Origin of the sequence: Streptomyces subrutilus (assembly GCF_001746425.1) — a bacterium.
Lineage (GTDB): Bacteria > Actinomycetota > Actinomycetes > Streptomycetales > Streptomycetaceae > Streptomyces > Streptomyces subrutilus_A.
Map to the genome: position 1 here is coordinate 5,022,260 of NZ_MEHK01000001.1, position 21,434 is coordinate 5,043,693.

21 protein-coding genes are annotated in these 21,434 nt (G+C 72.9%); 10 read left to right on the forward strand and 11 right to left on the reverse strand.

What is annotated here, in order from left to right; translation table 11 throughout:
- Positions 1-61: 61 nt before the first annotated feature.
- From BGK67_RS23790 to mce, 3 genes are all read right to left on the reverse strand, one after another.
- The gene (locus BGK67_RS23790) at positions 62-1,000 is read right to left on the reverse strand and encodes a coiled-coil domain-containing protein (RefSeq protein ID WP_069921983.1); all 939 of its coding nucleotides are present in this window, start codon (positions 998-1,000) and stop codon (positions 62-64) included.
- 194 nt (positions 1,001-1,194) lie between these two features.
- Positions 1,195-5,631, reverse strand: coding sequence for a polarized growth protein Scy (gene scy / locus BGK67_RS23795; protein ID WP_069921984.1), 4,437 nt, complete (start codon positions 5,629-5,631; stop codon positions 1,195-1,197).
- Positions 5,632-5,812: 181 nt separating this feature from the next.
- Positions 5,813-6,241, reverse strand: coding sequence for a methylmalonyl-CoA epimerase (mce, locus tag BGK67_RS23800; RefSeq protein WP_069921985.1), 429 nt, complete (start codon positions 6,239-6,241; stop codon positions 5,813-5,815).
- A gap of 137 nt (positions 6,242-6,378) precedes the next feature.
- On the opposite strand from mce, the gene BGK67_RS23805 reads away from it, so the two are divergent.
- From BGK67_RS23805 to BGK67_RS41225, 3 genes are all read left to right on the forward strand, one after another.
- A complete protein-coding gene (locus tag BGK67_RS23805; protein ID WP_069921986.1) occupies positions 6,379-7,581 on the forward strand; it encodes an acetyl-CoA C-acetyltransferase in 1,203 nt (400 codons plus the stop codon).
- Positions 7,582-7,636: 55 nt separating this feature from the next.
- Entirely contained in the window at positions 7,637-8,599 is a 963-nt protein-coding gene (gene meaB / locus BGK67_RS23810; RefSeq protein ID WP_069921987.1) for a methylmalonyl Co-A mutase-associated GTPase MeaB, read from the forward strand.
- A gap of 67 nt (positions 8,600-8,666) precedes the next feature.
- A complete protein-coding gene (locus tag BGK67_RS41225) occupies positions 8,667-8,741 on the forward strand; it encodes a 50S ribosomal protein bL37 (RefSeq protein ID WP_099895366.1) in 75 nt (24 codons plus the stop codon).
- Positions 8,742-8,839: 98 nt separating this feature from the next.
- Here the strand turns inward: BGK67_RS41225 and BGK67_RS23815 are convergent, their stop codons facing one another.
- The 5 genes from BGK67_RS23815 to BGK67_RS23835 form a co-directional block, all read right to left on the reverse strand.
- Positions 8,840-9,067, reverse strand: coding sequence for a PepSY domain-containing protein (locus BGK67_RS23815; RefSeq protein WP_167739592.1), 228 nt, complete (start codon positions 9,065-9,067; stop codon positions 8,840-8,842).
- 56 nt (positions 9,068-9,123) lie between these two features.
- Positions 9,124-9,600: a MarR family winged helix-turn-helix transcriptional regulator gene (locus BGK67_RS23820; protein WP_069921989.1), complete on the reverse strand. Its 477-nt coding sequence runs from the start codon at positions 9,598-9,600 to the stop codon at positions 9,124-9,126.
- A 68-nt stretch (positions 9,601-9,668) separates the two neighbouring features.
- Positions 9,669-10,463 (reverse strand): AIM24 family protein, encoded by a 795-nt coding sequence (locus BGK67_RS23825; RefSeq protein WP_069924063.1) that lies wholly within the window; start codon positions 10,461-10,463, stop codon positions 9,669-9,671.
- 11 nt (positions 10,464-10,474) lie between these two features.
- Positions 10,475-11,125 carry an AIM24 family protein gene (locus BGK67_RS23830; RefSeq protein ID WP_069921990.1) on the reverse strand — a complete coding sequence of 217 codons (651 nt, stop codon included), beginning with the start codon at positions 11,123-11,125 and terminating at the stop codon, positions 10,475-10,477.
- On the reverse strand, positions 11,125-11,763 hold the full coding sequence (locus BGK67_RS23835) for an AIM24 family protein (protein WP_079154340.1): 639 nt from the start codon (positions 11,761-11,763) through the stop codon (positions 11,125-11,127). The genes BGK67_RS23830 and BGK67_RS23835 overlap by 1 nt, the downstream gene beginning before the upstream one ends.
- A 236-nt stretch (positions 11,764-11,999) precedes the next feature.
- Between BGK67_RS23835 and BGK67_RS23840 the strand changes: the two genes are divergently transcribed.
- Positions 12,000-12,344, forward strand: coding sequence for a DUF3817 domain-containing protein (locus tag BGK67_RS23840; protein WP_069921992.1), 345 nt, complete (start codon positions 12,000-12,002; stop codon positions 12,342-12,344).
- The gene (locus BGK67_RS23845; protein ID WP_069921993.1) at positions 12,341-12,637 is read left to right on the forward strand and encodes an MTH1187 family thiamine-binding protein; all 297 of its coding nucleotides are present in this window, start codon (positions 12,341-12,343) and stop codon (positions 12,635-12,637) included. Before BGK67_RS23840 ends, BGK67_RS23845 begins: the two co-directional genes overlap by 4 nt.
- 77 nt (positions 12,638-12,714) lie before the next feature.
- Here BGK67_RS23845 and BGK67_RS23850 read toward each other — a convergent pair whose 3' ends face one another.
- Together BGK67_RS23850 and BGK67_RS23855 are read right to left on the reverse strand one after the other, a co-directional pair.
- Complete coding sequence (locus BGK67_RS23850) at positions 12,715-13,737, reverse strand: glycoside hydrolase family 6 protein (RefSeq protein WP_069921994.1); 1,023 nt, start codon at positions 13,735-13,737, stop codon at positions 12,715-12,717.
- A gap of 102 nt (positions 13,738-13,839) precedes the next feature.
- Positions 13,840-14,853, reverse strand: a complete 1,014-nt coding sequence (locus tag BGK67_RS23855; RefSeq protein WP_069921995.1) for an ArsR/SmtB family transcription factor — start codon at positions 14,851-14,853, stop codon at positions 13,840-13,842.
- Between the two features lie 307 nt (positions 14,854-15,160).
- On the opposite strand from BGK67_RS23855, the gene BGK67_RS23860 reads away from it, so the two are divergent.
- From BGK67_RS23860 to BGK67_RS23875, 4 genes are all read left to right on the forward strand, one after another.
- Positions 15,161-16,399 carry an MFS transporter gene (locus tag BGK67_RS23860; protein ID WP_107488844.1) on the forward strand — a complete coding sequence of 413 codons (1,239 nt, stop codon included), beginning with the start codon at positions 15,161-15,163 and terminating at the stop codon, positions 16,397-16,399.
- 21 nt (positions 16,400-16,420) lie between these two features.
- Positions 16,421-16,930 (forward strand): MarR family winged helix-turn-helix transcriptional regulator, encoded by a 510-nt coding sequence (locus BGK67_RS23865; protein WP_069921996.1) that lies wholly within the window; start codon positions 16,421-16,423, stop codon positions 16,928-16,930.
- 44 nt (positions 16,931-16,974) lie between these two features.
- Complete coding sequence (locus BGK67_RS23870) at positions 16,975-17,304, forward strand: DUF3817 domain-containing protein (RefSeq protein ID WP_069921997.1); 330 nt, start codon at positions 16,975-16,977, stop codon at positions 17,302-17,304.
- A 97-nt stretch (positions 17,305-17,401) separates the two neighbouring features.
- On the forward strand, positions 17,402-19,102 hold the full coding sequence (locus BGK67_RS23875) for a coenzyme B12-dependent isobutyryl-CoA mutase large subunit (RefSeq protein WP_069921998.1): 1,701 nt from the start codon (positions 17,402-17,404) through the stop codon (positions 19,100-19,102).
- Between the two features lie 107 nt (positions 19,103-19,209).
- Here the strand turns inward: BGK67_RS23875 and BGK67_RS23880 are convergent, their stop codons facing one another.
- Positions 19,210-19,830: a TetR/AcrR family transcriptional regulator gene (locus BGK67_RS23880; protein WP_069924064.1), complete on the reverse strand. Its 621-nt coding sequence runs from the start codon at positions 19,828-19,830 to the stop codon at positions 19,210-19,212.
- Between the two features lie 227 nt (positions 19,831-20,057).
- Between BGK67_RS23880 and BGK67_RS23885 the strand changes: the two genes are divergently transcribed.
- Entirely contained in the window at positions 20,058-21,062 is a 1,005-nt protein-coding gene (locus BGK67_RS23885) for a tetratricopeptide repeat protein (RefSeq protein WP_079154341.1), read from the forward strand.
- Positions 21,063-21,434 lie beyond the last annotated feature (372 nt).

Below are 21,434 nucleotides of genomic sequence, written 5' to 3' on the forward strand. Positions count from 1 at the left end.
AACAGGTGACGTACGGCCCTCGATCGGACGCGACGGGTGCGAGCGGCTCCCGGCGGCCCGGCTAGCGGCTCTGCTGCGCCGGGACGCCGCGGGTGACCGGCTCGTCGTCGACGATCGGGTTGGCGGCCGCGACGGCCGCGCCGGTCAGCGTCGCCAACATCTCGCGGACGTTGGTCAGCTGCGCGTTGATGGAGTCGCGGCGGTTGGTGAGCGCCGCCAGCTCGCGCTCCGACTCGCTGCGGATACGGTCCGCCTTGGCGTTGGCGTCGGCCACGATGTCCTCGGCCTGGCGCTGCGCGGTCTCCACGGTCTGACGGGCCCGGCGCTCCGCGTCCGTACGGAGCTTCTCGGCCTCCAGGCGCAGCTGCTCCGCGCGGTGCTCGATCTCCGCGAGGCGCTTCTCGGCCTTGGCCTGACGCGAGGCCAGGTCGCGCTCCGACTGCTCGCGGCGCTTGGCCAGGTTGGTCTCGAAGTCCGCGGCGGCCTGGGCGGCCTTGGCGCGGGTCTCCTCGAACAGCGCGTCGGCCTCCTCGCGCTTGGACGCCGCGTCCTTCTGGGCCTCGGCGCGCAGGGTGGAGGCGTCGCCCTTGGCCTTCTCGACGATGCGGACGCCCTCGTCCTCCGCCTTCGTCTTGCGGTCGGCGGCGAACGACTCGGCGTCGTTGCGCACCTGCTGGGCGGCCGACTCGGCCAGCTCCCGGTGCTGCTCGGCCGCGCGACGGGCCTCCTCGCGCAGGTCCTTCGCCTCCTCCTCGGCCAGCCGGAGGATCTTCTCGACCCGGGCGCCGAGGCCGGCGTACGACGGCTCGGCGTCGTTCACCTGGGCTTGGGCGTTCTGCGTCTCGAGGTGCAACTCCTCGATCCGCTTTTCCAGAGAGTTGATACGTCCAAGGGCGCTGTCGCGGTCGGAGACCAGCTTGGTAATGCGGTCGTCCACCTGACCGCGGTCGTAACCACGCCGCACGAGCTCGAAGCCGAAGGGGGAGGAAGTGTCGCTCATGGGGTTCCTGTCGAATGAGACCGATGAGGTGCTACGTGAGGTGTTAAGGGGAATCCTAGGCGCCCGAGCGGCGTGTCATCGAGTCAATCCACGTTTGATCTGGACAATGACACCCCTTTTGAGTGGCAAGGCGACGGATTGCTTGTCACTCGTTCGCCTGAACCTCCATCAGGAGCACACGTCCTGTGCACCGACTAGCCCTCTGACGCCTTGCCACCCGAACGAGTGGACCCCGCTGCCGCGCCGGCCTTCACGCCCCCCGCGCCCTGGCCGCCGATCCCGGGCTTTCCGCCGCCCGAAGGCGCCTCGAATGATTCCAACGCCTCAAGAACGTCCTGGACACGGGAGATCTCCGCCTGAATGTCCTCACGCCGGCGCACCAGGACCTCCAGCTCACGACGGCCCTCGTCGACGAGCCGCTCGGCCTCCGCCTTCGCCTCGGCGAGGGCCTTCTCGGCCGCGCGCGCCAGTTCGGCCTTCTTCTGCTCGGCCTCCTTCAGGAGCCCCTCCGCCTTGCGCACCGCCGCGATGCGCACCTTGCTCGCCTCGCTGCTCGCGTCCGACACCAGCGCCTTGGCCTTCGCCTCGGCCTCGACGCTCTGCTCGGTCGCCGCGCGCACCAGCTTGTCCACCCGCTCGCCGGCCGACTTCATCTGCTCGGCCGACTCCCGGCGGGCCCGCTCGTGCAGCTCCTCGACCTCGGCCTCGACCCGGCCGCGCAGCTCCTCCGCCCGCTCCCTTATGGCCGACGCGTCCGTACGCGCCCCCACCAGCAGCTCGTCCGCGTCCGTACGGGCCTTCTCCACCAGGGAGTTGCCCTCGACGGTCGCCTCCGAGGTGATCCGCGCGGCCTCCTTGCGGGCCGCGTCCACCATCGCGTCGGCCTGCTCCTCGGCGGCCGTCGTCGACGCGAGCGCCTGCTTCTGCGCCTCCGCCGTGAGCTTCTCGGCTTCCGCCGACGCCTCCGTGATGAGCCGGTCCACCTGCTCGGCGGCCTCGGTCCGGCGCTTGTTGGCCTCCTCGCGCGCCTCGTCCAGCAGCCGCTCGGACTCCGTACGGGCCTGCGCGCGCAGCCGCTCGGCCTCGCCCGCGGCCTCCGCCTTGACCCGCTCGGCCTCCGACCGGGTCCGCGTCGCGTGCTCCTGCGCCGAGGACAGCGCCTCGGACGCCTCCGCGCGCAGCCGCTCGGCCTCGTTCGCGGCCTCGCCGACCGTGCGCTCGTTCTCCTTGCGGGTCTGCGCGGTGAGCCGGTCCGCCTCCGCGGCGGTTTCGGCGGTGAGCCGGTCGGCCTCGGCCGCCGCCTCGGTGATGAGCCGGTCGACCTGCTCCGCGGCCTCGCTGCGGCGCTTGTTGGCCTCCTCGCGGGCCTCGTCGAGCATCCTCGCGGACTCCTGCTCGGCGCTCGCCAGCGTCTCGTTCGCCGCGGCCGTGACCCGGTCCGCCTCCGCGGTGGCCTCGCCGATGATCCGGCCGCCCTCCGCCCGGGCGTCGTCCAGTGCCTGTGCGGCCTGCGCGCGCAGCCGTTCCGCCTCCGCCGCGGCCTCGCCGACCGTGATCTCGTTGGCCGCGCGGGTCTCGTCGACCAGCCGGTCGCCCTCGTTGCGGGCGTCGACCAGCACGCGCGTCGCGTCCCGCTCGGCCGCGACCAGGGTCTCGGCCGCCTGGGCCGTCAGGCGCTCCGCCTTCGCGCGCAGCACCTGCGCCGCGGCCTCGGCCTCGGCGACGGTGGCGGCGTTCGCGGCCGCGGTCTCCTCGGTGAGCCGCTCGGCTTCCGCCGCGGCCTCGGTGATGAGCCGGTCCGCCTGCTCGGCGGCCTCCGTGCGCAGGCGGTTGCCTTCGGCGCGGGCCTCGTCCAGGGTGCCGGCCGCCTCGGCGCGGGTGGCGTCCGCCGCGGCCGCCGCCTCGCCGCGGATGCGGTTCGCGTCGTCCCGGGCGTCCGCCCGGGTCCGGGCCGCGTCCCGCTCCGAAGCCGCCAGGGCGTCGGTGGCCTCCGTGCGCACCCGCTGCGCGTACTCCGCCGTGTCGCTGCGCAGCTGTTCGGCCTCGGCGATCGCGTCGCCGACCGTGCGCTCGGCCAGCGCCTTCGCCGCCTCCGTCTCGGCGCGGGCCTCGCTGCGGATCCGGTTCGCGTCCTCGGTGGCCCGCTCCCGCTCCTCGTACGCGTCGGCGCGGACCCGCTCGGCCTCCTGCTCGGCCTCGGTCCGGGTGCGCTCCGCCGCGTGCTCGGCCGCGCTGCGCAGTCCGGCGACCTCCTCCTCGGCCTGCTCGTGCAGCCCGGCCACGGAGTCCCGCACCTGCTGGGCGGTGGCCTCCGCCGCCGCCACCAGCTCCGAGGCGCGCCGCTCGGCCTCCTCGGTCAGCCGGGCCGCCTCGGCCTGCGCCTCCTCGGAGCGCCTGCGGGCCGCGGCCAGCAGCTCCTCGCTCTGCTCGCGGGCCTGCGCCCGCTCGTTCTCGGCGTCCGTCCGCGCCGACGCCAGGGTCTCCTCGGACTCCCGGCGCCGCCGGGCGGCCTCCTCCTGCGCGGCGGCCAGCGCCTCCGCGGCCTCCGCCGCGACCCGCTCGGCCGCCGACTTCGCCTCCGCGCGCAGCCGGTCCGCGGTCTCCTGGGCCTCGGAGCGCACCCGCTCCGCCTCGGCCTCGGCCTCGCCGCGCAGCCGCACCGCGGCCTGCTCAGCCTCCGCGCGCACCCGCCCGGCGTCCTGCGCCGCGTCGGTGCGCAGCTGGTCGGCCTCCGCCTCCGCCTGCGTCTGGAGGGTACGGATCCGCTCCGCCGACTCGGCGCGCAGCCGGTCGGTCTCCTCGCCGGTCTCCCGGCGGATGTTCTCCGCCGCCGACCGGGCGTCGCGCAGGGTCTGCTCGGCCGTGGCCAGCCGGCCCTCGGCGTCCGTGTGCAGCCGTACGAGTTCCTCGTCGGCCTCCGCGCGCTTGGCGGCCAGCGCCTGCTCGGTCTCCTCGCGCCGGGCGAGCGCCGCCGCGTCGGCCTCGGCCCGTACGGCCTCCGCCTGCTCCTCGGCCTCGGCACGCAGCCGCTCCGCCTCGGCGCGGGTCCGCTCCAGGGTCTCCTCGGCCTGCCGGCGCAGGGTGGTGGCCCGCTCGACGGCCTCGGCGCGGACCCGCTCGCTCTCGGCGTTGGCCCCGCCGCGCAGCTCGTCCGCGTCCGCCTTGGCCTTGCCGAGGAGCTCCTCGGCGGTCTTGGCCGCCTCCTCGATCTGCTGGACCGCCTCGCGGCGGGCCTCGCCGCGGATCCGCTCGCCCTCGGCGACGGCCTCGGCGCGCAGCTGCTCCGCCTCCCCGCGCAGCCGCCGGGCCTCCTCCTGGAGTTCGACCGTACGGGCCCGGTACTCCTCGGTGTCGTCCTTCGCCGCGCCCTTGAGCTCGTCGGCCGTGGCCGCCGCCTGGGCGCGCAGCCGCTCCGCCTCGGCCTCGGCCTCGCGGCGGATCCGCTCGGCCTCCTCGGACGCGGCCTTGGTGGTGGCCCGGGCGTCCTCCGAGGCCTTGTTCAGCACGTCCTCGGCGGTGCGGGCCGCCTTCGCCAGCTGCGCGGCGGTGTCCTCGGCCGCGGCCGTACGGGCCTGCTCGCCGGCCTCGGTGCGCAGCCGCTCGGCCTCGGCGCGGGCGTCGGCCAGCGACTGCTCGGCCTCCGCCTTGAGGGCCTCGGCCTCCTTGGTGGCCTCGCCGACCAGCCGCGCCACCTGCTCCTTGGCGGTACGGGTGCGCTGCTCGTTGACGGACTCCGCCGAGGCGAGCTGCCGGGCGGCGCTCTCCTTGGCCTCCGCGAGGACCTTCTCGGCCGCCGCGCGCGCCTCGCGCAGGGCTCCGTCGGCCTCCTGGACCCGCTGCTCGGCGACCCGGCCGAGGTCGAGGGTCTGCTGGCGGGTCTGCTCCGCCTCGGCGGAGGTGGTCGAGCGCAGCCGCTCCGCGTGCTCGGCGGCCTCCTGGGCCTGCGCGGAGGCGGCGGTCAGCAGCCGCTCGGCCTCCTTGCGGGCGCGCAGCAGGGTGGCTTCGGCCTCCGCGCGGGAGGCTTCGGCGTCGGCGGCGATGCGGCGCCGGGTCTCCTCGGCGACGCGGGCCGCCTCGGCGCGGGCCGCGTTCAGGGACTGCTCGGCCTCGGCGCGGGACTCCTCCATGAGCCGGCGCGCCTGGGACTCCGTACGGGCGCGCAGCTGCTCGGCCCAGGCCACGTTCTCGTTGACGTGCGCCTCGACGGTCTGGCGGCGCTCGGCCAGCTCCTGGTCCAGTCGCTGGCGCCGGTTGACGGCCTCGGCATGCAGTTCGGCCTGGAGGCGCGCCTGGTGCTCGGCGTGCTCCTGGAGGATGCGCTGGGTCTGCGCCCGGGCGTCGCGCAGCTCGCGCTCGGCGTCGGAGCGCATCTGGTCGGCCTGGATCTGGGCATTGCGGAGCAACTGCTCCGCCTGGTACCCCATGTCCGCGCCGTCATAGGCGGGGCGGGACGCCAGAGAACGGCGCACCTCGTGGAGCTTGGCGCGCAGCACCTCGACCTGGTATCCCAGGTCCTCAGCGTGCTGGACGGCCTTCCCGCGCTCCTTCTTCAGCCGCTCCATCTCGGCCTCGAAGCGCGAGAGATGGTCGGCCTCGGCCTGATGGCTCTCCTGGCTTTCGTAGCCCCGCACAGCGCGGTCCCATCCGTCCCCTGGTCGCAAGCTCAATCCCAATGAGCATCGCTCGCCCGCTGAACGACGCCCCCGGGGGAATGGTGTCAGATACCGGGGCAGGGATCACAGGCCCCGACCCCGTCTCCGCACCGAACCCCGGCCGAGCCATGGCCACTCTACCGGCCGGGGATACGGGACATCAGTGGTCGGGGTTGGAGGTGACGAGCTCGGTCAGGACTCCGTGGCAGTCCTTGGGGTGGAGGAAGGTGATCCGGGAGCCCATCGAGCCGATGCGGGGCTGGTCGTAGAGGACCCGGACGCCCTTGCCGCGGATGGCCTCCGCGTCGCCGTCGACGTCCTCGGTGCCGAAGGCGATGTGGTGGACGCCCTCCCCGTTCTTCGCCAGCCACTTGCCCACGGCCGAGTCCTCGCGGGTCGGCTCGAGCAGCTGGAGGTAGGAGGCGCCGCCGTCGGACGTCTCGTTGATTTTGAGCATGGCCTCGCGAACGCCCTGCTCCTCGTTGACCTCGGTGTGGAACACCTCGAAGCCGTACGTGGCACGGTAGAACTCGACGGTCTTGTCGAGGTCGAAGCAGGCGATTCCGATGTGGTCGATCCTTGTCAGCATGGGACCAGTGCACCGCCCGGAGGGGTGCTCACGCAACGTGCCAGCGATCACACCGACAGGCCGGTGACGCCACGGGTACCGCTCAGTACATTCAGGTAAACCCTCGTTCACTCCTCATCCTCAAGGGGCTGTGCCTCATGTCCGGAACGAACAACACCACCTCAGTGATCGTCGCCGGGGCCCGCACGCCCATGGGGCGGCTGCTCGGATCGCTGAAGTCCTTCTCGGGTGCCGACCTCGGCGGCTTCGCCATCAAGTCCGCGCTGGACCGCGCCGGGATCGCCGGCGACCAGGTGCAGTACGTGATCATGGGGCAGGTGCTCCAGGCGGGCGCAGGCCAGATTCCGGCGCGCCAGGCCGCCGTCAAGGCCGGAATTCCGATGAACGTGCCCGCGCTCACCATCAACAAGGTGTGCCTCTCGGGCCTGGACGCCATCGCGCTGGCCGACCAGCTGATCCGCGCCGGCGAGTTCGACATCGTGGTGGCCGGCGGCCAGGAGTCCATGACCAACGCCCCGCACCTGCTGTCCAAGTCCCGCGAGGGCTACAAGTACGGCGCCGTCGAGATGCTCGACGCGATGGCCTACGACGGCCTCACCGACGCCTTCGAGAACATCGCGATGGGCGAGTCGACCGAGAAGCACAACACCCGCCTCGGCATCGAGCGCTCCCCGCAGGACGAGTTCGCCGCCGCCTCGCACCAGCGGGCCGCGGCCGCGCAGAAGAACGGCGTCTTCGAGGCCGAGATCACCCCGGTCGAGATCCCGCAGCGCAAGGGCGAGCCGGTCGTCTTCTCCCAGGACGAGGGCATCCGCCCGGAGACCACCGCGGAGTCCCTCGGCAAGCTGCGCCCGGCCTTCGCCAAGGACGGCACGATCACCGCAGGCACCTCCTCGCAGATCAGCGACGGCGCGGCCGCCGTGGTCGTGATGAGCAAGGCCAAGGCCGAGGAGCTGGGCCTGGAGTGGATCGCGGAGATCGGCGCCCACGGCAACGTGGCCGGCCCCGACAACTCGCTCCAGTCGCAGCCCTCGAACGCGATCCTGCACGCCCTGAAGAAGGAGGGCCTGGAGGTCGCCGACCTGGACCTCATCGAGATCAACGAGGCCTTCGCGGCGGTCGCCGTGCAGTCAATGAAGGACCTCGGGGTCACCCCGGAAAAGGTGAACGTCAACGGTGGCGCCATTGCCCTGGGGCACCCGATCGGCATGTCCGGTGCCCGTGTGGTGCTGCACCTGGCGCTGGAGCTGAAGCGCCGCGGCGGCGGTGTCGGCGCGGCCGCGCTGTGCGGCGGCGGCGGCCAGGGCGACGCCCTGATCGTCCGCGTGCCCCGGGCGTGACCGGGCACCCCGCCCGCACGCAGTAGCCGTACGAGAACCGAGGAGCGCAGCACGTATGACCGCGGTGGACGTCCCCGAGCTGGTGGCCCAGGCACGTGAGGGCAGGCCGAGAGCGGTGGCCCGGCTGATCTCGCTGGTGGAGGGGGCGTCCCCGCAGTTGCGCGAGGTGATGGCGGCACTGGCCCCGCTGACGGGCAACGCGTACGTGGTGGGGCTGACGGGGTCGCCGGGGGTCGGCAAGTCGACCTCCACCTCGGCGCTGGTGTCCGCGTACCGCAAGGCCGGGAAGCGGGTCGGCGTCCTCGCCGTCGACCCGTCCTCGCCGTTCTCCGGCGGCGCGCTGCTCGGCGACCGGGTGCGCATGTCCGACCACGCCTCCGACCCGGGGGTCTACATCCGGTCCATGGCCACCCGCGGCCACCTGGGCGGTCTCGCCTGGGCCGCCCCGCAGGCGATCCGGGTGCTGGACGCGGCCGGCTGCGAGGTGGTCCTGGTCGAGACGGTCGGCGTCGGCCAGTCCGAGGTGGAGATCGCCGCCCAGGCGGACACCTCGGTGGTGCTGCTGGCCCCGGGGATGGGCGACGGGATCCAGGCCGCGAAGGCGGGGATCCTGGAGATCGGCGACGTGTACGTGGTGAACAAGGCCGACCGGGACGGCGCGGACGCCACGGCCCGGGAGCTGAACCACATGCTGGGCCTGGGGGAGTCCCGGGGGCCGGGTGACTGGCGCCCGCCCATCATCAAGACCGTCGCCGCTCGGGCGCAGGGCATCGACGAGGTCGTCGAGGCGCTGGAGAAGCACCGGGCGTGGATGGACGAGCGGGGGGTCCTGGCCGAGCGGCGCACGGCGCGCGCGGCGCGGGAGGTCGAGACGATCGCGGTGACCTCGCTGCGCACCCGGATGGCGGATCTGCACGGGGACTCCCGGCTGGAGGCGCTGGCCGCCCGGGTGGCCGCGGGCGAGCTGGATCCGTACGCGGCCGCCGACGTCCTGCTGGACAGCCTGACCGAAGCCTGATGCGGGACGGGCGCGCCGACCCTAGACTGGCGAACGCCCGGATTTCCCCCGATTCAGGGAGTGGTTCATGGCCAAGCGCGGCAACAAGAAGCGAGCACGCAAGAAGAAGAAGGCGAACCACGGCAAGCGTCCCAACGCCTGATCCGTACCGCCCGAGCAGTGCGAAAAAGGAGCCGCGCCCCCTGCCCGGGGCGCGGCTCCTTTTCCGCGCGGTCAGCCGTTGTCGCTGCCGGAGTCGGCCTACTCGGTGACCTTGCCGGTCGCGGCGTCCACGGAGGCGTCCCACGTCCTGCCGTCGGAGCCCCGCACCTCGACGTGCCACGAGGCGGCCCTGCCGTCGTCGTCGGAGTCCCACTCGACCGTCCAGACCTGCCCGGGATGGGCGGCGACGGCGGCCTTGGCGGCCTGCTCGGCGGTGACCTTGGCGGCGAGCAGGTCCTTGTGCTCGTTGCCGTCCTCGGTGATCACGTCCACCGTTCCCAGCCGTTGTCGGGCCGATCGCCCTCCGGCGCGCCCCGGGTCGGTCAGGCCTTGCCGCGGGTGCCGCGCAGGTGCTCCGCGACGGGGTTCAGCGACTCGCGCAGCGCCGCCAGGGCCTCCGGCGGCAGGAGGTCGATGAAGTGCCGGCGGACGGACGCCACGTGGTGCGGCGCGACCTTGCGCATCGTGTCCATGCCCTCGTCCGTGAGCACCGCGAACAGGCCCCGGCGGTCGGACTCGCAGTTCACGCGGCGGACCAGGCCCGCCGCCTCCATGCGCGTGATCTGGTGGGACAGCCGGCTCTTGGACTGCAGGGTGGCGGTCGCGAGATCGCTCATCCGCATCCGGTGCTCCGGCGACTCCGAGAGGTTCACGAGGATCTCGTAGTCGTTGTTGGTGAGTCCGAAGGGCTGGAGATCCTTTTCCAGCTGGTGCATCAGCAATCGGCTGACGTCCAGGTGGGTGCGCCAGGCGCACTGCTCGGCGTCGGTCAGCCACCGGGTTGCCGTCTCGGTCTCCATGGTCTCCATAAATGAACTCTACCTAAGAAGTTGAATTACGTACAAAAAAGGAAGCGTGCGAGGGGGTGTCACAGTCCGAAGCGGCGCTGGAGATCACCCAGCTGCCCCGGCATCCGCGGCGCGCCCAGCTGCCCCTGGCCGGCCCCCGGAACCCCCTGTGCGTTGCCCGTGGCCGCACCCGCGCCGACCGTGCCGACCGCCTGCTCCGCCATCAGCATCTCCGACGACTGCAGCAGCACCGTGCCCGCGCCCACGAACTCGAACTGGTGCTCCTCGCCCGAGGCGCCTCCGATGCCCGTCAGCGAGCGCAGGCCGCCCATGACGCCCGACATGTAGCCGTGGTCGTAGTGGTGGCAGGGGGAGGGGCAGTCCGCCCAGCCCACCAGCGCCTGCGGGTCCACGCGCAGCGGCGGCTCCATGAACACCACCGGCCCGTTGGAGGCCGCCACGAACTTCCCGGTGCCGATCAGCGTCAGGAAGCCCGGGACGATCGACTGCTTGAGGGCCAGGGAGGGCTGGTAGGCCAGCAGGTTGCCCGACCGGATCGTCAGGTTCCCCTTGTCCAGGTCGTACGAGTTCACGTCGAAGGCCCGGTCGGCGAGGAGCATCTTGCCCTGCCCCTCCGCCACCACCCAGTCGCTCGCGTGCAGCGGCGAGTGGAAGCTGGTGCGCAGCAGCCGGTCGAAGCGGCCGTGGCCGACGCCGTTGAACTCGATGCTCCCGTAGTACGAGATCATCTTGCCCTTCTGCAGGAACCACTGGCTCCCCTTGAGCTCCACGCAGAAGGTGTACGCGTTCACGTTGTCGTCGGAGGGCAGGGTGTACGGGTCGAAGACCGCCGGGCCGCCGGGTCCGCCCGTCACGGGGCCAAAGTTCACAGCTTCTCCTCCGAGGCCTGTACGTACACCGCGCCCTGGCCGGACAGCTCCAGCTGGAACGCCTCACCCGAGCCGCGTCCCACCATGTCCCGCCAACCGAGCGCGGTGGAGAGCTTGTTGCGGACGTCGCCGTGGTGGGCGACGTACGCCTGCGGGTCCACGTGGATCGGCCGGTTCGGATGGATGGGGAGTTCGATGACCCCGCCGTGGGCCATCACGGCCACCGAGCCGTGGCCCTTGAGGGTCGTGGTGAACAGGCCCTGGCCGGTCACCTGGCCCCGGACCATGCCCATGACGCCGCCCTGCGAGCCCATGAACATCGTGCCCTGCTGGAGCGTGCCGTCGAACGCCAGCAGCCGGTCGGCCTCGACGTACAGCGTCTCCCCGGTCAGGTTGATCACCTGGATGTGGTGGCCGCCGTGGCCGAACATCACGGCGCCGCTGCCCTCGACCTCCATCAGCGGGGTCTGCTCGTTGGCGACCCGGCGCCCGATCATGCCCATCACCCCGCCCTGACCGCCGGTCAGGCTCGGGGTGAAGGAGACCTCGCCGCGGTACGCGAGCATCGCGCCGCGCTGGCTGTACATCTTCTGCCCCGGGACCACCTGGGCCTCGACCATCTTCGAGTTGATCTCGCGGAACGGCATCAGACGTCGCCCCCGATGGTGTTGCGCTCGCTGGGCTGCACGTACACCAGGCCCTCGCCCTCGAAGCGGATCTGGAAGGACTCGCCGGAGCCCTCGCCGATCAGGGTGCGGAAGTTCACCCCGGACTGGAAGGACTGCTGGAGGTTGCCGGTGTGCGCGATGTACGCCCCGGGGTCGACGGAGAGCGGGTACTGGGCGCTGACCCGCAGCACCACCGCCGGGCCGTCGGACATGATCGCCGCCTGCCCGCTGCCCTCGACGGTCGTGGTGAACAGGCCGTTGCCCGACGTCGCCCCGCGCAGACCGGTGAAGGTCGTGCCGGTGCGCAGCCCCGCGTCGGTGCACAGCAGGTTGCTGGACTCGACGTAGAGCTTCTCGCCGCGCAGGCTGACCAGGTTGATCTCGCTCGCGCGGTCGGCGAAGAAGCAGGTGCCGTGCCCCTGCACTTCCATCACGGTCATCTGCTCGCCGGTGAGGCGGCGGGTCACCATCCCGCGGATGCCTTCGCCGCCGCCGGACATCTTCTTGAAGGCCATCTGACCGTCGTACGCGACCATGGAGCCGTTCTTCGCTTTCACGGCATCCCCGGTCAGGTCGACGGCGAGCACCTTGCTGCCTTGGAGTCGGAACTGAGCCACGGGATGACGTTATCGGCAGCGGGCGGACGCGAACAGGGCCCCTAGGCCGATATACGCCACACCCGGGCGGTTTCAGCCGCGATTCGGGACGACTCGGGGCATCGGCGCACGCCCCCGGCGGCCCGCGGCCGGCCCCGGCCGGCCGCGGACCCCGGCGGACAGGGGCCCGGGTCAAGATCCCGCAAAGCGGCTGAGACACTGGAACGGCCCCAGGCCGCTCACCCCGAAGGTTCCCCGTGGACATAAAGACCGCCTCCGCCCTGCACCGGCTGCGCCTCATCTCCGTCCCGGAGGCGCTCTCGTTCCCGGCTCTGCTGATCTTCGGCTCGCTGCTGAGCCGGATCTCGGACATCGACTACCTGATGATGCCGCTGGGCGTCCTGCACGGGATCCTGTTCGTCATCTACACGCTCTTCCTGCTGGACGTCTGGAACAAGGCGAAGTGGCCCGTCAAGAGGGTCGCGCTGTTCTTCGTGCTGGCGCTGCTGCCCTTCGGCGGCCTGTACGGCGACCGGCTGCTCAAGCGGGACGAGTCCGACAGCGTGATCGCCGCGCGCGCCCGGCAGGCGGCCGAAGCGTGATCGTCGCGTTCTCGGTGACCCCGCTGGGGGTCGGCGAAGAGGTCGGGGAGTACGTTGCCGACGCGGTCCGCGTGGTCCGCGAGTCGGGGCTGCCCAACCGGACCGACGCCATGTTCACCACCGTCGAGGGCGAGTGGGACCAGGTCATGGACGTGGTCCGGCGCGCGGTGGCGGTCGTGGAGGAGCGGGCGCCGCGCGTCTCCTTCATCCTGAAGGCCGACATCCGACCCGGGGTCAGCGACGGCCTGACCTCGAAGGTCGAGACGGTGGAGCGCCACCTCGCCGGAGGCTGAGCCACCCGTCCCCCTGTCTCTCCCGAGCGCCCCCGGCCCGCCGGCCGGGGGCGCTTCGCGTGCGCGCTCCGGTACGGTCACTCCCTCGCCCGGCGGGCCAGGCCCAGGGCGTAGTCGGGCCACCACTCGCCGGCCCGCGGGCCGCCGCGGCAGGGGCCGTCGGACTCCCCGGGCCGCTTGATCCAGAGGTACGCGTCGACCAGCGGGTCGCCCGTCCGGTCGGTCGGCGGGGTCCCCAGGGCCCGGCCGGGCGGATTGCACCCGGCCTGCTCGCGGCCGCCGGGCAGCGGGCCCTCGCCGTTGCGGCTGGTGTCGACGACGAAGTGCTTGCCGCCGGCGGCCTTGGAGATCCTGGCGCCGTACGCCCGGATGTCGGCGTCGGGCTGGAAGCCGGCGACGTTGAGCGCGAAACCGTCGGCGCGGGCGAGGCCCGCCTTCCGGAGCGGCTCGACGAGGTGCGCCGGGTCCCTGATCCAGGCCGGGTGGCTGGCGTCCAGGTAGACCTTGGTGCGGGGGGCGCGCTTCAGCCGTTCGACGGCCTCGGACAGCAGCCGGTAGCGCTCGGCGCGGTGCTCCGGCCGGACGCAGCCGTCGACGAGGTGCGGGACCGCGCCCGGCTCCAGGACGACGACCGCCCCGGTGCTCCCGAGGGCGGCGGCGAGGGCGCCGATCCAGGTGCGATAGGCGGCGGCGCTCTTGGCACCGCCCGCGGGCTGCCGGCCGCAGTCGCGGTGCGGCAGGTGGTGCGCGGCGAGGACCAGGGTCCGCCCGGCGGCCCTGGCGGCGGCCGCGGCCCGGCGGACCTCGGGGCCGGGGTCGCCGCCCGGAGCCCACAGGGCCGCCGGGCGCTCCGCGATCCTGCGCAGCACCTGGGCGTCGCTGTTGCGGCCCGCCGCCTCCCAGGCGGCGACCTGCCGGGCGGCCCTGCTGCGCGGGTCCACCCAGTACGGGGACGCGCCGGGCCCCGTGGCGGCGGGGGAGGGCGGGGCGCCCGGGGCCCCCTGTGCGGGTGCCGGTTCCCCGGAGCACGCGGCGGTCGCCGCGAGGCACAGCAGGAGGCCGAGGACGGTGACGGGGCGTCTGGAAACGGCGGGGGGCATCCGGCTTCCTCGGGACGAAGGGTCGGGGGGTGGGCGGCGGGTGGCGGGCGGTGGGTGGCGAGCGGGTGGCGGGCAGCGGACCGGCATATCGTGACATAACGGTCAGTTGTCACCGTCTTGCGACACCGTGGGCTCACCCGTGGTCAGCGCGATGGCCAGCGGGGTGCGTTCGTAGAGGACCTGGTGGCCGTGACGGCCCGACACGAGCAGGCCCGCCGCCCGCAGGACCCCCAGGTGCGCCGAGACCGTCGACGGCGCCAGGCCGAGGCGGTGGGCCAGCGCCGTGGTGGAGGCGGGTTCGTCCAGCGCGCACAGCACCTCGGCCCGGGCCCGGCCCAGCAGCTGGGCAAGGGCTTGCGGGGCCGGGCCCGCCGAAGCCGTCCACAGGGCGCCGATGCCGCGGGCCGGATAGACGAGCGTCGGCTGCCAGGGCGGGTCGTAGCCGCCGACCACGTCCGGCCAGCCGAACGCGCTTGGCATCAGCAGCAGCCCCTGCCCGTCCAGCGTCCGGTCGTGGTGCCCGGGCTTGGCGATGGTCAGCGTGTCCGTCTCCCCGTGCCACCGCAGGTCCGGGTGGAGACCTTCGAACAGGGCCTCCAGGCCGCCGGCCGCCAGCCGCCGCGAGTGGAACAGGATGTCCGCCTCCAGCAGCCCGCGCAGCCGAGGCCAGTGCGGGGCGACCAGGGCCTCCCAGGCCCGCTCGGTGAGGTCGGCCAACTCCCGCACCGCCCGCGCCGGATCCGCCAGCATCCGCTGCCCGATGCCGCTCTCCAGGGCGCCCGGCGTACAGGCCAGGGAGAGGCGCAGGTCCTCGCGGGCCGCCTCGGCGTCGGCGGCCCGCACCCGCGCCAGCTCCTCCTCGAAGGTGACGGACGGGCCGAGCGGCGGCGGGCTGAGGAAGTCCGGATTGTGTCCCGCGCGGGGCATCAGCAGCCACAGGGGCCTCAGGTCCAGTCCGTCGGCAGCGGCGCGGACCTGCCGGAGCCAGGGCAGGTGGTAGGTGTGCCGGTGCGGGCGGAGCAGGGCGCGGACCGCCTCCTGCGTCTCCCAGCGGGGCGAGACGGCGAACCGGCACCGCAGCAGGTCGCCGGCCCCGAAACGAAAGTGAAACCCCACGCCACCACCTCCCTGCCCATGGCCCCGCCCCGGTTCCCCGGCTTCCCCGCACCGTCCCGGCCGCGCCGCGGCTGCGTCCGCGCCGTCCCGGCTGCGTCCGCGCCGTCCCGGCTTCCCCGCGCCGTCCCGGCTTCCCGGCGCCGTCCCGGCCGCGCCGCGGCTTGGCCCGGTGCCCCGGCTTGGCCCGCGCCGTCCCGGCTCGTCCGCGCCGCCGCGGCCTGGCGCGGGAGGGTCCCGCCGCCGCGCAGGATTCGGCCGGGCCCGAATCTCTACGGCCGCCAGGGTAGTTCCCGCGAAGCTGCCGGGCATGTCCACCGCCACCCCGGCCGGCGCCGGGTACCGGGCCGTCTTCCGGACACCCGAGTTCCGGCCCGTCTTCGCCGCGCACCTGATGTCCGTACTCGGCGTGGTCGTCGCCGAGATCGCCCTGACCGTCCTCGTCTACCGCGCCACCGGCTCGCCGCTGATGAGCGCGCTCACCTTCGCGCTCGGCTTCCTCCCCTACGCCCTCGGCGGCACCTTGCTCGCCGGGACCGCCGACCGCCGCCCCGCCCGGCGGGTGCTCGTCGCCTGCGACCTCGTCTGCGCCGGCTGCGCGGCCGCCATGGCCCTGCCGGGCACCCCCGTCGCGCTGCTCCTCGTACTGCGCTGCGCCATGGCCTTCGTGGCACCGCTGTTCCAGGGCGCCCGCAGCGCCTCCCTCGCCGACATCCTCGGCACCGGCGACACCCTCGTGCTCGGCCGCTCGCTGCTGCGCATGGTGGCCCAGAGCGCCCAGCTCATCGGCTTCGGCCTCGGCGGGCTCCTGCTCACCGTCCTCGCACCGCGCGGGGCCATCGCCCTGACCGCCGCCGGCTTCCTCGGCTCCGCGCTCCTGCTGCGCTTCGGCCCCCGCCGCCGGCCCGCCCGCGCGGCCGCCCGCCGCTCCCCGGCCGCCGGGCTGCGCGCCGTCCTCGGCGACCGCCGGATCCGGGCGCTGACCCTGATGTTCTGGCTGCCGCCCGTCTTCGTCGTCGTACCGGAGGCGCTGCTCGCTCCGTACACCGCAGGCCTCGGCGCGGGCACCGGCGCGCTGGGGCTGCTGATGTGCGCCCTGCCCGTCGGCACCATCGCGGGAGAGCTCTGGGCCGGCTCCGCGCTCACCGCCCGGACCCGCGCTCGGATCACCGTCCCGCTCGCCGCCGCCGGCCTGCTGCCGCTCCTGCTGTACGCCCCGCGGCCCGGCGTACCGCTCGCGTTCACCGCGCTGCTGCTGGCGGGCCTGGCCCAGGCCTACACCCTCGGCCTCGACCGGTGGTACCTCGAGGCCGTCCCCGAAGAGCTGCGCGGCCGGGCGATGACCCTGCTCAGCACCGGTCTGATGACCCTGCAGGGCGTCGGCATGGCGCTGGCCGGGCTCGCCGCCGAGTTCCTCCCGGTCCACCACGTCGTCACCGGTTCGGGGGTCATCGGCACGGCCGTCGTCCTGCTGCTCCTCGCCGAACTCCGCGCCACCGCAACGGAAGGGGAACAACCGAGGAGTGAGACGGGGCTCGCCGTCAAATGACCGCCCGGTAGGGTCTGGTACGTGTCCAAGCCGCTCAGCCTTCCCTTCGACCCCATCGCCCGCGCCGACGAGCTCTGGCAGCGGCGCTGGGGGCCGGTGCCCGCGATGGCCGCCATCACCTCGATCATGCGCGCGCACCAGATCCTGCTCGGCGAGGTCGACGCCGTGGTCAAGCCGTACGGCCTGACCTTCGCGCGGTACGAGGCGCTGGTGCTGCTCACCTTCTCCAAGGCCGGCGAGCTGCCGATGTCGAAGATCGGCGAGCGGCTGATGGTCCACCCGACGTCGGTGACCAACACCGTCGACCGGCTGGTGCGGTCCGGGCTCGTCGACAAGCGGCCCAACCCGAACGACGGCCGCGGCACCCTCGCCTCCATCACGGACAAGGGCCGCGAGGTCGTCGAGGCGGCCACCAAGGACCTGATGGAGGTCGACTTCGGACTCGGCGCGTACGACGCCGAGGAGTGCGCGGAGATCTTCGCGCTGCTCCGCCCGCTGCGGGTGGCCGCCGCGGACTTCGAGGAGAAGTAGGCCCCCGTCAAGATCGAGCAAAACGGACGGTTAGGCTCAGTCGCATGAAGAAGAGCGTGCTGACCCGCTACCGGGTGATGGCCCTTGCGACCGCCGTGATGCTGCTGGTGCTGTGCACCTGCATGATCTTCAAGTACGGCTTCGGCATGGGCGCCGATCTGACGTTCGTGGTGTCCCAGGCCCACGGCGTGCTCTTCATGGTCTACCTGGTCTTCGCCTTCGACCTGAGCTCCAAGGCCCGGTGGTCCTTCGGAAAGATGCTCTGGGTGATGCTCAGCGGCACGATTCCGCTGGCCGCCTTCTTCGTCGAGCGCAAGATCCGCGCCGAGGTCGAACCGCTGGTCAACGGCTCCCCGGCCGCCGCCAGGGCCTAGAGCGCGCCTCGCGCGAAGCACTCCCCGGGGACACGTGTGGACGTCTTCCCGGGGTTGCCCATCGACATTTACTAGGACGTCCTAGTAAATTGTCGGTATGGACGCAGACGCCATCGAGCAGGGCCGCCGTCGCTGGCAGGCCCGTTACGACAAGGCCCGCAAGCGCGACGCCGATTTCACCACGCTCTCCGGCGATGAGGTCGATCCGGTCTACGGGCCCCGGCCCGGCGACGCGTACGAGGGATTCGAACGCATCGGGTGGCCGGGGGAGTACCCGTACACCCGGGGCCTGCACGCCACCGGCTACCGCGGCCGGACCTGGACGATCCGGCAGTTCGCCGGGTTCGGGAACGCCGAGCAGACCAACGAGCGCTACAAGATGATCCTGGCGGCCGGCGGCGGCGGCCTCTCCGTCGCCTTCGACATGCCGACCCTCATGGGGCGCGACTCCGACGACCCCCGCGCGCTGGGCGAGGTGGGCCACTGCGGGGTGGCCATAGACTCCGCCGCCGACATGGAGGTCCTGTTCAAGGACATCCCGCTCGGCGACGTCACCACCTCCATGACCATCTCGGGCCCCGCCGTGCCCGCCTTCTGCATGTACCTGGTCGCCGCCGAGCGCCAGGGCGTGGACCCGGCCCTCCTCAACGGCACGCTCCAGACGGACATCTTCAAGGAGTACATCGCCCAGAAGGAGTGGCTCTTCGAACCCGAGCCGCACCTGCGCCTCATCGGCGACCTCATGGAGTACTGCGCGAAGGGCATCCCGGCCTACAAGCCGCTGTCCGTCTCCGGCTACCACATCCGCGAGGCCGGGGCGACGGCCGCGCAGGAGCTCGCCTACACCCTCGCCGACGGCTTCGGGTACGTGGAGCTCGGGCTCTCGCGGGGCATGGACGTGGACCACTTCGCGCCCGGCCTGTCCTTCTTCTTCGACGCGCACCTCGACTTCTTCGAGGAGATCGCCAAGTTCCGCGCCGCGCGCCGGATCTGGGCCCGCTGGATGAAGGAGGTCTACGGGGCGAAGAGCGACAAGTCCATGTGGCTGCGCTTCCACACGCAGACCGCCGGTGTCTCCCTCACCGCCCAGCAGCCCTACAACAACGTCGTGCGCACCGCGGTCGAAGCCCTCGCGGCCGTCCTCGGCGGCACGAACTCCCTGCACACCAACGCCCTCGACGAGACCCTCGCCCTGCCCAGCGAGCAGGCCGCCGAGATCGCCCTGCGCACCCAGCAGGTGCTGATGGAGGAGACCGGCGTCGCCAACGTGGCGGACCCGCTGGGCGGTTCCTGGTACGTGGAGCAGCTCACCGACCGCATCGAGGCGGACGCCGAGAAGATCTTCGACCAGATCAAGGAGCGCGGGCTGCGCGCCCACCCGGACGGGCAGCACCCGATCGGGCCGATCACCTCGGGCATCCTGCGCGGCATCGAGGACGGCTGGTTCACCGGGGAGATCGCCGAGTCGGCCTTCCAGTACCAGCGGTCGCTGGAGAAGGGCGACAAGCGCGTCGTCGGCGTCAACGTCCACCACGGCTCGGTCACCGGGGACCTGGAGATCCTGCGGGTCAGCCACGAGGTGGAGCGCGAGCAGGTCCGGGCCCTCGCCGACCGCAAGGGCCGCCGGGACGACGCCAAGGTCACCGCGGCCCTGAAGGCCATGCTGGACGCCGCCCGCGACGGGTCGAACATGATTCCGGCCATGCTGGACGCGGTGCGGGCCGAGGCCACGCTGGGCGAGATCTGCAACGCCCTGCGCGACGAGTGGGGCACCTACACCGAGCCGCCGGGCTTCTAGGCGCGAAGGACGCGACGGCCGGCCGGGACGCCCGAACGGGGGCGGCCCGGCCGGCCGTCGCCTTGTGGAGCCGGGCCGCTGAGGGCTCGGGCCGGCCCGTGAGGGCCTCAGGCCTGCGCCGGGCCCCTGAGCCCGTGCATCAGCAGGGCCGTGAAGGTCGCCACCCAGAGCTCGTCCACGGGCTCGCAGCTCACCAGCGCGCGGTGCACCACGGTGCCCGCGATCACGTCGAAGATCAGGTCGGTGGTGCGGTCGGCGAGGTCCTCGTCCTCCTCGTACGGGAGTTCACCGCGGGCCTGGGCCCGTTCTCGGCCCAGTACGACGAGACGTTTCTGCCGGTCCACGATGGCCGACCGGATACGGTCGCGCAGGGCCTCGTCCCGGGTGGACTCGGCCACCACCGCCATCAGGGCCGTACGGGCCTCCGGCCGCCGCAGCAGCTCCGCGAAGCGCAGGACCACGTACTCGACGTCGGCCTCGAGGGACCCGCGGTCGGGCAGCTCGAGGGCGTCGAACAGCTCCGCGACCGCGTCCACGACCAGCTCGTTCTTGCTCGCCCAGCGGCGGTAGAGCGTGGTCTTGGCGACCCCGGCGCGGGCCGAGACGTCGCCCATCGTCAGCTTGGACCAGCCCAGTTCCACCAGGGCGTCCCGGGTCGCCGCGAGGATCGCCGCGTCCGCGGCGGCGCTGCGGGGACGGCCGGTCCGTCCGGGGCTGGGGTTGCGCATGGCCGAGACCATACCCGCCAGTAGCCGGCCGGGACGCTGTGGTTCAGATCACGGGCGCGGCGGGGCCCGGAGGAGTTACGCTACGGCTCGTAGCGTAAGAGCGACAACCACGCGAAGAGCTACTGGCGCCAGGTGGGGACCCGGCGCCGACCAGCACCACGGTCGCGGATCAGGTCAATTCCCGCGATCTTTTTCGTCGGCGCGCGCACTCGGGGGAGGATGTACGCATGCAGCCCAGAAACATGTCCATGAGCGGCGTCGTCGACCTCGCCGCGGTGAAGGCGGCCGGCGAAGCCAAGGCCAAGGCCGAGCAGGCCCGGGCCGAAGCGGCACGGCAGGCGGCGCAGGGCGGCGGGGCAGGCCCGGCCGCCGGCGCCGTGCCGCCCTCCGCCCTCGTCATCGACGTAGACGAGGCCGGGTTCGAACGCGATGTACTCCAGCTCTCCGCCGAGGTCCCGGTCGTCCTGGACTTCTGGGCCGAGTGGTGCGAGCCGTGCAAGCAGCTCAGCCCGCTCCTCGAGCGCCTGACCGTCGAGGCCGGCGGCCGCCTCGTGCTCGCCAAGGTCGACGTCGACGCGAACCAGATGCTGATGCAGCAGTTCGGCGTCCAGGGCATCCCGGCGGTCTTCGCCGTGGTCGCGGGCCAGGTGCTGCCGCTGTTCCAGGGCGTGGTCCCGGAGAAGCAGATCCGCGAGGTCCTCGCCCAGCTGGTGCAGGTCGCCGAGGAGCGTTTCGGGATCATCGGCATCGAGGTGGACCCCGCCGCGGAAGGCGCGCCCCGGGCCGCCGCCGCGCCGGCCGAGGTCCCGGCCGGCCCGCACGACGCCCTGCTGGAGGCGGCCGTGGTCGCGCTCGACGCGGGCGACCTGGGCGGCGCGGTGCAGGCGTACAAGAACGTGCTGTCCGACGACCCGGGCAACACCGAGGCCAAGCTGGGCCTGGCCCAGGCGGAACTCCTCGTGCGGGTCCAGGACATGAACCCGCAGGCGGTGCGCACCGCGGCGGCCGAGAACCCGCGCGATCCGGCGGCTCAGATCGCCGCGGCCGACCTGGACCTGGTCGGCGGGCACGTGGAGGACGCCTTCGGGCGCCTGGTGGACACCGTACGGGTGACGTTCGGTGAGGACCGGGACGCCGTACGGCTGCGCCTGCTGGAGCTGTTCGAGGTCATCGGCGCGGACGATCCACGGGTCTCCGCGGCGCGTACGGCGCTTGCCCGCGTGCTCTTCTGAGCCGTCGGCGCCCCTGCGCGATTGTTGACACGTAGATAAACAGCGGCCGCACTTTGCCAAAACTTGGCAAACGCGGCCGCTGTTACTCGCAGTAAGTCGAACCCCGTGAACTGTCCGGTGTGTTCACTCTTCCCCCGATCTGTCGTGGCCCATGGTGACACCCTGTGTCGCCGTCCGACGACAGCGGGCCTTACCCCGGTTATCTGGCCGTTACCCGCCAGTAACGAACCCCCTTGTGCCCCGGCCGGGAATGGACCACGATCGGCGACGCTCGGTCCTTCCCGCAGCGCCGCTCGTACGGAGCCGCGGTGGAGGGTCCCCACCGAGCCGTCCGGTGCCGGTGGCGCCGGACGTGGGACAGGGGGGTCTCCG